The sequence below is a fragment of the Xanthomarina sp. F2636L genome (assembly GCF_026410195.1).
In the GTDB taxonomy this organism is placed as follows: domain Bacteria; phylum Bacteroidota; class Bacteroidia; order Flavobacteriales; family Flavobacteriaceae; genus Xanthomarina.
In genome coordinates, this window is sequence record NZ_JAPMLM010000054.1 from 116,727 (window position 1) to 129,162 (window position 12,436).

The 12,436-nt window shown below is 37.4% G+C and carries 10 protein-coding genes; 7 read left to right on the forward strand and 3 right to left on the reverse strand.

Annotation, left to right across the window (positions count from 1 at the left end):
- Positions 1 to 3 precede the first annotated feature (3 nt).
- From OS191_RS00845 to OS191_RS00865, 5 genes are all read left to right on the forward strand, one after another.
- On the forward strand, positions 4 to 1,101 hold the full coding sequence (locus OS191_RS00845; protein WP_267153815.1) for a glycosyltransferase family 4 protein: 1,098 nt from the start codon (positions 4 to 6) through the stop codon (positions 1,099 to 1,101).
- A complete protein-coding gene (locus OS191_RS00850) occupies positions 1,098 to 2,222 on the forward strand; it encodes a glycosyltransferase (RefSeq protein ID WP_267153816.1) in 1,125 nt (374 codons plus the stop codon). Before OS191_RS00845 ends, OS191_RS00850 begins: the two co-directional genes overlap by 4 nt.
- Before the next feature lie 134 nt (positions 2,223 to 2,356).
- On the forward strand, positions 2,357 to 3,112 hold the full coding sequence (locus OS191_RS00855) for a transglutaminase domain-containing protein (RefSeq protein WP_267153817.1): 756 nt from the start codon (positions 2,357 to 2,359) through the stop codon (positions 3,110 to 3,112).
- A gap of 91 nt (positions 3,113 to 3,203) precedes the next feature.
- A complete protein-coding gene (locus OS191_RS00860; RefSeq protein WP_267153818.1) occupies positions 3,204 to 4,568 on the forward strand; it encodes an O-antigen ligase family protein in 1,365 nt (454 codons plus the stop codon).
- Complete coding sequence (locus OS191_RS00865) at positions 4,519 to 5,529, forward strand: glycosyltransferase family 4 protein (RefSeq protein ID WP_267153819.1); 1,011 nt, start codon at positions 4,519 to 4,521, stop codon at positions 5,527 to 5,529. Before OS191_RS00860 ends, OS191_RS00865 begins: the two co-directional genes overlap by 50 nt.
- Positions 5,530 to 6,025: 496 nt before the next feature.
- Here the strand turns inward: OS191_RS00865 and OS191_RS00870 are convergent, their stop codons facing one another.
- Positions 6,026 to 6,391: an endonuclease domain-containing protein gene (locus OS191_RS00870; protein WP_267153820.1), complete on the reverse strand. Its 366-nt coding sequence runs from the start codon at positions 6,389 to 6,391 to the stop codon at positions 6,026 to 6,028.
- 484 nt (positions 6,392 to 6,875) lie between these two features.
- Between OS191_RS00870 and OS191_RS00875 the strand changes: the two genes are divergently transcribed.
- The gene (locus OS191_RS00875; RefSeq protein ID WP_267153821.1) at positions 6,876 to 8,267 is read left to right on the forward strand and encodes a sugar transferase; all 1,392 of its coding nucleotides are present in this window, start codon (positions 6,876 to 6,878) and stop codon (positions 8,265 to 8,267) included.
- Between the two features lie 211 nt (positions 8,268 to 8,478).
- On the opposite strand, the gene OS191_RS00880 is transcribed toward OS191_RS00875, so the two are convergent.
- Positions 8,479 to 9,651, reverse strand: a complete 1,173-nt coding sequence (locus OS191_RS00880) for a lipoprotein N-acyltransferase Lnb domain-containing protein (protein WP_267153822.1) — start codon at positions 9,649 to 9,651, stop codon at positions 8,479 to 8,481.
- A gap of 454 nt (positions 9,652 to 10,105) precedes the next feature.
- Positions 10,106 to 11,173, reverse strand: coding sequence for a putative type IX sorting system protein PorV2 (locus tag OS191_RS00885; protein ID WP_267153823.1), 1,068 nt, complete (start codon positions 11,171 to 11,173; stop codon positions 10,106 to 10,108).
- Between the two features lie 328 nt (positions 11,174 to 11,501).
- Between OS191_RS00885 and OS191_RS00890 the strand changes: the two genes are divergently transcribed.
- Entirely contained in the window at positions 11,502 to 12,254 is a 753-nt protein-coding gene (locus OS191_RS00890; protein WP_267153824.1) for a CDP-alcohol phosphatidyltransferase family protein, read from the forward strand.
- The last annotated feature ends 182 nt before the right edge of the window (positions 12,255 to 12,436 follow it).

A 12,436-nucleotide genomic window follows, 5' to 3' on the forward strand; every position in this document is an offset into this window, starting at 1 on the left:
GAAGTGAAAAATAAACGTATTTTAATAGTGACTTCTGAATTTCCGCCACAACCTGGGGGCATAGGAAACCATGCCTATTATTTAAGCTTGTATTTGGCTAAGAATGGCTTTGAGGTCTCAGTGATTGCCGATCAGCGCGATGTAGATAATGAGGAAGAAAAACGCTTTGATAAGGCTTTGCCTTTTAAAGTCACACGTATTGCTTTAAAACGTTTTAGACCCTTTATGTATCTAAATCGCATCATTAAAACCTTGAAAGCCTTTAAACAAGCCGATTTTGTGATTGCTACGGGGAAGTTTTCTCTTTGGAATGTGGCCTTTTGTTCCTTGTTTTTTAAGCCCAAGACTTTGGCAGTGATTCACGGTTCAGAAGTGAATTTTAAATCGGCTGGCTTAAAAAAAGCTGTTGAACTTTCTTTAAAACGTTTTGATACGCTTGTGGCCGTATCGGAATATACCGCTCAGTTAGTGGCTCATTTAGATCGGGATATCCATGTCATCCCCAATGGGATTGAGCTAAAAGCATGGGATCAAACCCATATAAAATCCAGCTCTTTAGAAGGCAGTCCGGTCTTAACCACAGTGGGTCGGGTTAGCAGCCGTAAAGGGCAGTTACAAGTGATTAAACTTCTGCCTGAATTATTAAAAAGCTTTCCCAAGGCACACTACCATTGTATTGGGATTCCTACCGAAGCTCCTGCTTTTATTGAAGAAGCTAAAGCATTAGGCATTGATAATCGGGTGACTTTTCATGGAGCCCTTCCCGATGCAGATTTAAAAGCGATGTTATTAGCAACCGATATCTTTGTCATGTTAAGTACCGAAAGTATGTCTGGAGATGTAGAGGGCTTTGGGATTGCTATTTTAGAAGCCAATGCTCTGGGTGTTCCAGCCATAGGCAGTACAGGTTGTGGGATAGAGGATGCGATTAACCATGGGGTTTCTGGTTTTTTAATGGAGTCGCATAACGGACAGCTGTTTACGGAACATATTAGGCATATTTTAACGGATAAAGAAACCTTTAAATTACAAGCCAGAACCTGGGCCCAACAGCACGATTGGAACCACATTATTAAACAATATATTTGTCATATCTCATGAGACGTCTCTGCATCATTTCGCATACCGAGCATTATTTATTACCCGATGGGAGCGTGGTGGGCTTAGGGTCTACGGTCACAGAAATCAATGAGCTTCTGGCTGTTTTTGATAGCATTATTCATGTGGGCATGTTGCATAAAACCGAAGCACCACCAGGTGCCTTAGCCTATGTTTCAGATACTATTAGCTTTGTGGGCTTGCCGGCTGTTGGCGGCTCTGGTTTAGCAGATAAAATGACCATCGTTTTTAAAGCCCCTAAAATTATCAGAATTATAAAAAAGGCTCTTGAGCAAACAGATTATTTTCAATTTCGAGCGCCTACTGGCATCGGTGTTTTTGTGATGCCTTTTTTAATGCTGTCCAAGTCTAAAAAAGGCTGGTTTAAATATGCAGGGAATTGGAAACAGGAGCATGCGCCATTAGCCTATAGTTTTCAAAAATGGCTCTTACTAAAGCAAGCCCGACCAGTTACTATGAACGGCTTTTGGGCAGATCTACCCAAACACTGTCTCCCTTTTGAAAACCCCTGTTTAACCGATCAGGAAATTCAAATCGGACAGCAAGTAATTGCCGCTAAAACCTTTCATTTGCCCCTAGAAATTTGTTTTGTAGGACGCTTGGAAGCTGCTAAAGGGCTGGATTTAATTTTGGACGTTTTGGCAAGTTTAGAACCTAAGATGCTTGAAAAAATAGGAGCTGTACATATAGTAGGGTCAGGAAGTCACTTAGAAAGGTATCAAAAACAAGTAGCAACCATAGGGTTACCCGTAGTATTTCACGGATACTTGTCTAGAACTTCTGTACACGATATGTATAAAAAATCTCATGCCATCTTATTGCCATCGGCTTCTGAAGGCTTTCCTAAGGTGATTGCTGAAGCCATGAATTATGGTTGTCTGCCTATAGTATCTCAGGTGTCCTCTATAGGTCATTATATAAAAAATGATGAGAATGGGATTTTAATACCCTCCCTAACGGCCTTATCCTTGGAAACATGTCTTAGCAAAGTTTTGGAGATGGATGAGGCAAACTATAAAGAAATGATTTCGACTCCTTTGCCATTTATTCAACGCTTTTCTTATAGGTATTATAACGAGCGAATTGAGCAGGACATCTTATAAATAGGTTTTTTTTAGAATATGTATCTCCCATTAAAAAAAAAAATGATATTTTTAAACCAAACAAATTCATTCTGACGTCTTTAATGCTACTTAAAAAATTACGCTGGACCTTCAAGCGACACCCTTTCTTGTATATGACCCGCTTTCGGTTGTTGTCTAAAAACTCCAGTGTGGACGCCATTAATGCCATGTCTTATAATACCTGGAATAAAAAAGAAGAGATACCCGGTTATTTTCAGGAGATGAATGCTAAAATCTTTAAAGATGGGCAGCCAGATTCAGATTTAGAACTTGTAAAACATTTAGTATCCTGGTTGTATGCGCACACAAGAGTAGGTCCGGGTTTAAGTGAGCCCTCAGATATAGCTTTAAAAACCATGGTCTATGGGAAAGGAGGGGTCTGTTCGGATATGGTACAGATTTTTAATAATTTCTGTGTGATTAACGATATTCAAGTGCGGGAATGGGGTACCACCAGCGCGCCCTTTAATCGAGAAAATGGTGGACATTCCTTTAATGAGGTCTATATCACTGAATTGCAAAAATGGTTGTTGATAGATCCCTCTTGGGGCATGTTGTTTTACGATGAACAGGAAACCCCGTTATCGGTTGTTGAGCTATACCAGAGGCTTCGTGCCGGAAAAAAAATCCAGTACCGGTCTTTTATTAAAGACAAACAGATTGATGCTTACCAGGTAGATAAAAATTATTTAAATGCCGATATCATCCCTTTTTTAATTTGCGACTATCGGAATAAAACCTATGATGCCTATTTAAAACTGGCAAGACCTCATGTGCCGGTTTTTATCATCCATTTTGTGGTGTATGTCTTTGGTAGAAGTTATCATTATAAGTTTCCCTTAGACAATTATAAAAAAATATTTTCCTAAGAATTTAGTTGTTATTTTTTTTGCAACTGAATGATTAATTTTATACTACCTTGCAACCTCATATGAACTTTAAACTTCAATACATTCTAGTTTGAAAACCAATATCACCTACATCTCTGCTGTTGGCTTCCATATGGCTTTGGGGTTTTTGATTTATTTAAATGAAAGTCTGGCAAAGGTCTATTTTTTTATTGCGGTCTTTTATTTTATGTACCGGATTATTTCGGTAGCAGACTCCAAAAAAACCTATGAGGTTTTAACAGCCTGTGCCTATTTTGTAGGGGCAGAAGTGTTTTTTAGAACCACCAAAGGCGCCATTTCCTATGAGGCAGGAAAGTATATGGTGATTGTGTTTGTTTTGATGGGGATGTTCTATAGGGGGTTATCCGGGAAGGGCTATCCCTATTTTATTTATCTGATGCTGTTAGTGCCTTCTATCTTTGTGGCTTCTACCACCTTGAGTTTTGATGCCAATTTCAGAACCAATATTGCCTTTGTACTAAGTGGTCCCGTATGTTTGGGCTTATCCGCCTTATTTTGTTATGACAAAAAAGTGACATTTAATCAGATGTCCCAGATTTTATTATTTATGCTACTTCCTATCATAAGCCACGCTGTTTATATTTACTTTTATGTTCCTGAATTAAAAGATATTTTAACTAGTGCTGCTTCTAATAGGTCAGCGGCAGGAGGCTGGGGTGCCAATCAAGTGGCGGCAGCATTAGGTTTAGGAATGTTTATTATGACTATTAGATTGTTCACAAAATCTCCAAGTGCAGCTCTTAAAATATTTAATGCAATTATATTAGGTTTTATTTCTTTTAGGGCTGTTACCACCATGAGCCGAGGAGGTGTTTTAGCTGCAATTCTAGCAATTTTGATATTTTTGTTTTATTATTATAATAAAGTTAATTACTCAAAAAAGAATGAAGTAATTATGGTTTTGGCTCTAGTGTTTTCAAGTTTGGCTATTACTTGGGTAATAGGAGTCAATAAAACCGATGGGTTAATTAATTTGCGTTATGCTAATAAAGACCATTTAGGACGTGAAAAACAAAGTTTGACAACCGGGCGAGCAGAACTTTTTGAAGAAGAATTGGAAGGGTTTATTGCAAACCCATTTTTAGGAATCGGCTCGAGTAGGGCTAAAGATCAACGTATTGAAGTTGATGGGCAGGGCGTTACCTCCCATAGTGAATTTAGTCGCACTTTAGCAGAGCATGGTTTACTTGGAGTGGTTATTTTATTAATTCTTATTTTTAAACCCTTAGAGATACGTTCTGGGAATAAAGGGAATTACTACTTTTATGCCTTTTTGGCCTTCTGGTTTTTAACCATCAATCACATGTCCATGCGTATTGCCATGCCAGCTTTTATATATGGACTCGCTTTATTAAATGTCACACATGAAAAACCTCCTCTACATAGGAAACCACTTAAAGCAACAGACAGCTAATATCTCGGCCATTGGCATCCTTGGTCCCAAGTTGGAGCAGGAAAGCTATATACTAAGGTATGCGTCTTCCAAACCCCATAAAGTGGCTAGACTGCTGGACATGCTTTGGTCATGCTTTAAACATAGAAAGTTAACAGATTTGGTGTTGATAGATACTTACAGCACTCAGAACTTTTATTATGCTCTTTTGGTGACTCAGCTATGTCGGTTTTTAAATTTAAAATACATTCCCATACTTCATGGCGGGAACTTGCCCCAACGCTTAAAAACCCACCCCAGGTTTTCCAAAGCTATTTTTAAGCATGCCTACAAACTCGTGTCGCCTTCCATCTATTTAAAAGAAGCCTTTGAATCTTTTGGCTATAAAAATGTGGTATATATCCCTAATAGTTTAGAGATGTCGCAGTATCCCTTTCATGAGAAACAATTAGATGAGGTAAACCTATTATGGGTACGGTCGTTTTCGAAGATTTATAATCCCCTGTTGGCTGTAAACCTTTTGAAGGCATTACAAGATCAGGGCATAAAATCTAGTCTGTGTATGGTGGGCCCAGATGCAGATGGCTCTTTAGAAGATGTAAAACAATTGGCTAAGAACTTAAATGTTTCTGTAACCATTACCGGAAAACTCCCTAAACAAGACTGGTTGGCTTTATCCAAAGACTATAACATCTTTATCAATACCACCAATTACGATAACATGCCCGTAAGCGTGATAGAAGCCATGGCCTTAGGCCTGTCTATTGTTTCTACCAATGTGGGTGGCTTACCATACTTATTAAAACATGAAAAAGATAGTCTCTTGGTGCCACCAGATAACACAGAAGCTTTTGTGGCAGCCATTAAGAAGCTTCTTGATAACCCCGAAGCCACCTGTGAAATGGCAGTTCAGGCTAGAAAAAAAGTAGAACTATTTGATTGGGAGCTGGTCAAGCATCAATGGTTTGAGCTGCTTTCTTAATTTTTGTTTTTAAGTATATTTGAAGCAAATACCCCTTTCTTTACCTTCGTTGATACTTTATAAATGGAATAGCAGATTTCATTGCTATTCTTCAAACTCCGTCTGTCCACGCCTTCGCGCCAACTCGCACCTTCGCTAAAATAGTCCACAGGACTATTTTTATATGCTCGGTCGTAACTAAAGAGGGGAGCCGTGTAGTTATTATTCATTTCTATATGTATATTAATATTAACAATCTAAGGCTCCTCCCTTCAGATGAAGGGAGGTGGCTAGACTGACGCAGGAAGTCTAGACGGAGGGTTTGAAAGTAGTCCAGACATAAAAACAAACTCCCCTTTCTTTACCTTCGTTTCTCTTCGGTAAATTTTGCCAACGCGCCAGCTCGCACCTTCGCTAAAATAGTCCACAGGACTATTTTTATACGCTCGGTCGTAACTAAAGAAGGGAGCTTGGTGTAGTTATTATTAATTGAAGTTTGGAATTTGTTTTAAAGTGTTCAAGAATTAAAATTATCCCGTATTTCTTTTAAAACAGAAGATAGGAAATCAAAAACCATGTTATTTTCAAACCGGATGACTTTATAGCCCTGATTTTCTAGATAGCTACTTCGTTTTCTATCATATTCTTGAGCTTCAGGCTTGTTATGTACCTCTCCATCCAATTCAATAATTAATTTTTCAGAAGCACAATAGAAGTCTACTATAAAATGTCCAATGCTATGTTGTTTAGTAAATCGTCTGTTGTCTAGTTGCCTAGATTTTAATTGTGTCCATAAATAGGCTTCTGCAGGAGTTAAATTTTTGCGAAGTTGTTTTCTACGTTCCTGAAATTCTTTTTTGTTATGTAAGTTTTGTTTGGACATGTATTAAAAATAGGCAATATTTTAATACATATAAAAAACAATAACAATCTAAAGCTACTCCCTTCAGTTGAAGGGCGACCAAGCGTAAAGAAATAGTCCTGTGGACTATTTTAGCGCAGGGGCGAGCTGGCGCGTGGGCATTTAAGCGAAACGCAGAGAAGATGAGACGGAGCCTGCCCGAATGCCGAACAGAATGTGGAGGCAGGCAGGGGTTTGTCTTGTTATAATAAGATTGTTTATTACTTCTTCAAATAAAAATTACCCCGTACGTCTTTTAAAACAAAAGTCAGATAGCATTTGCGAAGGCGGAACCGAAAACTGACAACCGCCCATGCCCGTCCGTAGCAATAGCGAAGGCAGAACTGATAACTGAGAACTGATAACTGAGAACCGACAACGGATAACCCACCCCTCACAACCAATTAAACCAAAAATACTTGCATAAATTACTTAACTTATTATCTTTATCACATAATTAAAAGAAATGCCCAAATACGATATTCATTTTAATATTTCTGAGCGTAAGATTTTATTAAGACTGGTAGATATCTTAGCTATTCTGGGCATGCTATACCTGGTAAGTTCCACCTTTGCATTCGATTATTTTAGCGTGACTCATGAAAACTGGACCTGGGTATTGGTGCTTATTATTTATGTGACTGTTTTTGGAACCGTATTTGAACTCTACGATTTGCAAAAAGCCTCCCTGCAATATAAGGTGCTCAGTAATATTGTGTTAACAGCCTCTATAACGGTGCTGTTCTATTTATTAACCCCGTTTTTTACTCCTTTGCTTCCTAATAACAGGATGCAGATTGTCTATTTTTATTTGGCTATTATTACGGCTCTTGTAATCTGGAGATTGATTTATATTCAGTTTATTGCGTCTCCTAGGTTTTATAAAAAAGCGCTTATTATTGGGGAAACATCCAATATCGAAACCATTGTAGATGCTTTTAAACAGGCAGATCCTAACTATAAGATTATCGGGTTTATTAACTGCGAAACCCCTCTTCATGAAACGGTAAAATACCAGGGGATTCCAGAATATGATTGTAAGGATTTACACCATCTCATTGCTAAAGAAAATGTATCCGAAATAATTGTGGCAAGTTATAATGCTGAAACCATTACTGCAGAGATTTATAACAATTTAATCCAGCTTTTAGAACGCGGATTCCCTATTAAGGAGTACACCCAAGCTTTTGAAGACATGACCTATCGGGTACCTGTCCAGTTTGTAGGAAAAGATTTTTATAAGTACTTCCCTTTTAGCCGAAGCAATCACAACAAACTCTATCTGTTTTTTCATCGCTTATTCGATCTTCTGTTTTCTTTTGTCGGACTTATAATAGGATGTGTTTTTGTCCCGTTTGTACTCTTAGGCAATCTCATAGCCAATAAGGGCCCCTTGTTTTATTATCAGGATCGGGTGGGAAAGAATGGCAAGCTGTTCTCTATTGTAAAATTTCGAACCATGGTGGTCGATGCCGAACAAAATGGTGCTGTATGGGCACAAAAGAATGATGTGCGTGTTACACCGTTTGGAAGGTTTTTAAGAGGCTCTAGAATCGATGAGTTTCCTCAGTTTCTAAACATTTTAAAAGGGGATATGAGTTTGATAGGTCCCAGACCCGAACGTCCACATTTTGTAAACGAACTCTCGCAGGTAATACCCTTCTATGAAACCAGACATATTATCAGACCAGGCTTAACAGGATGGGCTCAGGTAAAAGTGCGTTACGGCTCGACAGTTGAAGATAGTCTGCTAAAACTACAATATGATTTGTATTATATCAAACACCGAAGTTTCTTTTTAGATGCCAATGTGATTGTAAAGACCTTAAGTACCATGTTGTTTTTTAGGGGGCAGTAGGTTGTCGGTTGTCGGTTAACGGTTTTCGGTTTTTAAAAAAGAAACTTTTTATTATCAAATATAATTTTTAAATTTCACTCACAACTCACAACTCACAACTCACAACTCACAACTCACAACTCACAACTCACAACTCACAACTCACAACTCACAACTCACAACTCACAACTCACAACTCACAACTCACAACTCACAACTCACAACTCACAACTCACCTAGAATAATACCAAATCAAAAACACATACCTCAATCCCAAGGCAAGAAGTAGTGGGAGTAGGGCGGTGGCAAACACTTGAATGCCTACAAGCCAATGGAAGCTCATGAGACACAACATAATCACTAAGAATTTCAGGTATTTAATAAACCACAACTTAGGAGTTGGTTTAATAAGCTGTCCAATAACAAAAAGGTTTAAAACAAAGGCCCAAAGCAGGTTGTAATTTTGCGCTGTTGCGTCGTGGTCTGTGGCAAACCAAAGCAGTAAGATAAGCACTCCAATAAGTCCGGTGATTGAAAATATAAGGATATCTAGAAGCCTGGTTCTACGTTGGTTTTTATAATCTAAATAGGTGATACTAACGATGATAAGGCCCAGAATACTAAATATCACATAGGGACTAAACAAAAACTGGTTAGAAACGGGCATCTCTCTTTTTTCAAATACCACACGATTTTGTTGTACCAGACTCTGGTTGCTATTAGCTAATGTGGCTTCTCCAAAGAAGGTGTGAATATATTCAGGTAGGAACATATGTTCTTCTGGAGTTGCCGGTCTGTCTATCACAGAGCCTAAGGCCAAATCGATACCAACCCCACCCCAGGAGTTTGTAGGAACTTTTTCGCGAATCAGGCGCCTAAAGGTTTGTGGTTTAAAGTCTTTAGGAATATTAAAGACAACTTCAGAGTTACTGTTTTTTACTAAAACGTCTTTGATTCTCGTGGCACAATTGTCATAGAAAAAATCGTAGAGATAGGCTCTGTTTTCTGGCTTGATATTGTTTAATAAATAATCGTAAAGCTGTTGTTTTTCTATTTGAGTCAGGTTGAGTGTTTGCTCTTCAATGGTTCTGTTTTGATAGACATAAGCATTATAGAAATCTTCGTAAGGATTCTTTCCTATTAAATAATGCAATTTCCCCTGTGCAAATTTCAGATAAAAATTAGGGGTGTTAAAGTCGTAAATACCATAGTTATAGACGTCATCTATTCCAAAACGTCGGTCTTTAATTCTGAAGCCACTATGTCCGAAAGCATCGTTTAAGGAGGTTCCTGGACCAATAGTTAAGACGCTAATCTCAGCATCTGGCGAGAGACGTCTTGTTTGTGAAAATGAGGAAAGAACAACAAAAAGGCATGCACTGAAGGCTAAAACAATTTTTTGCATAAGGTGGTTTTATTTGCTTCAAATTTAGTGAAAACTATGTGATTTGATGAAGCTTGTTTGAGTTCTTTGTACTGCTTTATTTCAGAGTTAGGGAGGGGGGCTTTTTTTCGGTGTGATATGTATTTGAAACAATTGTTTTATATGTTCATTTTTTCCATTGATGAAAAAACGAACCAAAAAAATCTAGGCTGATTTTAATTTTCTTGAAAACCACGTAAAATCTCTATCATGCGGATGGCAATCGCTTCGCTAGGACATCCTCCTTCATCCACCGCTTCAGATTTCACCTTGTTTTACTACGAAAATAAAAATAGGCCGTTTGTCAGTTAAAGAAGCAAGAGCTTTATTTTACCATTTGAATAGATATAATAAATAGTAATTATCTAGGCTTGTTGTTTTAAGAGGGGGAGCCTAGTAAGGTTAATGTTAATTTCCTTTTTATAAATCTTAGAATTTATCTAAAAACACTAAAATCTATTTTTAAAGAAAACACATTGGAATACAAGGCAATACTTTGGTCGCCAATATCTGTAAAGGCATAATCTACTTGAATGCCTTTGTATTTAAAACCAACACCCATGCTGGGTTGGAAACTCACACGCTCGTTATTGTCTATTTGTAATTCGTTTTGAAAGTTCCCGATGCCTGTTCTTAAATAAATCATATCAATATAACCAAATTCCAAACCTAAAGCAGGATTGATACTAGCAAAAGAGGTGGAGATAATATCGTTGTTTTCTTCAAAGCGAATGTTTAAATCTACTTCGGCTAACAGGGAATAATCGTATCGAATAATAAACTTTTTAGAGACTCCAAATTGTAGTTTTGGAATGGTAAGCTCGGTTGTTTCTGGTAGTTCCTGGTTTTCTCCTTCTACAGCATCTTGTATGGTAGCAAAGGCTTCTTCGTTAATAGCCCAGGTATTAAACGTGGTGGTAATATCTCTTGCCATAATCCCAAACTTCCACTCGTCTCTGGTTTGAAATTGAACAGCTGCATCTAGTCCAAAACCCCAGGAAGAGGCAAAGTCGCCAATGACACGACGAATGACTTTGGCATTAATGCCATAGTTTAAACCATCTAAGGGTAATTTTCTGGCATAGGAAAAGGTCACGCCATAATCGGCTGTTGAAAACAGACTGATTCTATCGTAGTTGATATTTCCTTCGTCGTCTATAAGTTGTGTGGTATTTAAAATATCATCGACTGCAAATCGGATGAGAGAGATTCCAATCGCACTTTTGTCGTCTATAGGCATGGCAAAACCAATATAATCGTAGTTGGCAATGCTTTCAAAATAACTGGAGTGCATTAAGGCCAATTGTTTGTCTTCCAGATGCACTAAGCCAGCAGGATTCCAATATCCGGAATTTACATCTGCTGTGTGAGCCGTTACGGCATTACTCATGCCTAATGCAGCAGCATCCACCCCAATATTCATAAATTCGTTGGAATATTTCCTGGCTTGTCCAAAGACTGCCATAGTAATTAATAGAAGTAAACTTGTTAGTTTTGTTTTCAAATGTGAATTTATTTCTGCAAATATGCTATAATTTTTCAACATATTAAACTTCAAAATACGGTACTTATTGTGTATTTGTAGTCCTTTGCCATATAAATGTCAAAATAATCGTTGAAAGTTGTTTTTGTTTCGCTAAAGCTACTTCGTCAGTTGTTGGTATTTGGATTGTTAATATTAGAATTTTAAAAATGGTTCTTAAAATCTGTTTGGTGACATATAAAGGCACAAAATACACTCGAACAGACTAAGTTTTTATTCATCATTTTAAAACACATATGGTATTAGACAAAAATAGTTTGCTATTTTTACATCACAAAAGCATTATTTAATGAAAAAACAGATTCCAAATATCGTTACCTTATTAAATTTATTCTCTGGTTGTATAGCCGTTTTATTTGCTGTAAACAATCATTTTATTGCAACAGCAGGCTTTGTTGCCTTAGGTATTTTCTTTGATTTCTTTGATGGCTTGTTGGCTAGAAAGTTAAACGTGCAAAGTGCCATTGGAATTCAATTAGATTCTTTGGCAGATATGGTTACCAGTGGTTTGGTGCCAGGGATTATCATGTTTAAATTGTTGGTGATGGCCAGTGATACAGAAGATTTAATCTCTTTTTCTAACGATTGGAACAGTGCCATGCATTGGCAGGAATTTCAATTTGCACCTATAGCCCTCATAGGGTTTTTTATCACCTTGGCTTCGGCCTATAGATTGGCTAAATTTAATATAGATGAAGATCAGCAGTCTTATTTTAAAGGCTTGCCAACTCCTGCAAATACCTTAATGATTTTGTCCTTGCCACTCATCATGGAGTTTCAAAACAACGATGCTATGAATTCAATGATTTTAAATCCATGGTTTTTAATTGTTCTAACTTTTGTAAGTGCTTATTTAATGGTGTCGCCCATAAAGTTATTTGCATTAAAATTTAAAGATTGGAGCTTTAAAAATAATGCCATGCGTTATATCTTTATCATTTTATGTGTGGTCTTATTAGTTGTGTTGCAGTTTGCAGCCATTCCTTTGATTATCTTGATTTATATTTTGTTGTCATTGGTTGGACAGAATGGGATTAGATAAGTTTTCTTGCAAAGAGCTTATTTTTCTCGAAGGTCTCAAATGCATCTATTCTGTCAGTCTGAGCCTGTCGAAGACCATATAATTAACCATTTTTAATACATCATTTGATTTTTGGATAGCACTTCGACAAGCTCAGTGTGACAAAGATTATGTTTTATTGAAATTTTGAAATTGGATTTTCT

Bases quoted from the DNA above. Each gene is read 5' to 3' on its own strand.
- OS191_RS00850 (WP_267153816.1), top strand. From the start codon at position 1,098: ATGAGACGTCTCTGCATCATTTCGCATACCGAGCATTATTTATTACCC.
- OS191_RS00855 (WP_267153817.1), top strand. From the start codon at position 2,357: ATGACCCGCTTTCGGTTGTTGTCTAAAAACTCCAGTGTGGACGCCATT.
- OS191_RS00865 (WP_267153819.1), top strand. From the start codon at position 4,519: ATGAAAAACCTCCTCTACATAGGAAACCACTTAAAGCAACAGACAGCT.
- OS191_RS00870 (WP_267153820.1), bottom strand. From the start codon at position 6,391: ATGTCCAAACAAAACTTACATAACAAAAAAGAATTTCAGGAACGTAGA.
- OS191_RS00875 (WP_267153821.1), top strand. From the start codon at position 6,876: ATGCCCAAATACGATATTCATTTTAATATTTCTGAGCGTAAGATTTTA.
- OS191_RS00880 (WP_267153822.1), bottom strand. From the start codon at position 9,651: ATGCAAAAAATTGTTTTAGCCTTCAGTGCATGCCTTTTTGTTGTTCTT.
- OS191_RS00890 (WP_267153824.1), top strand. From the start codon at position 11,502: ATGAAAAAACAGATTCCAAATATCGTTACCTTATTAAATTTATTCTCT.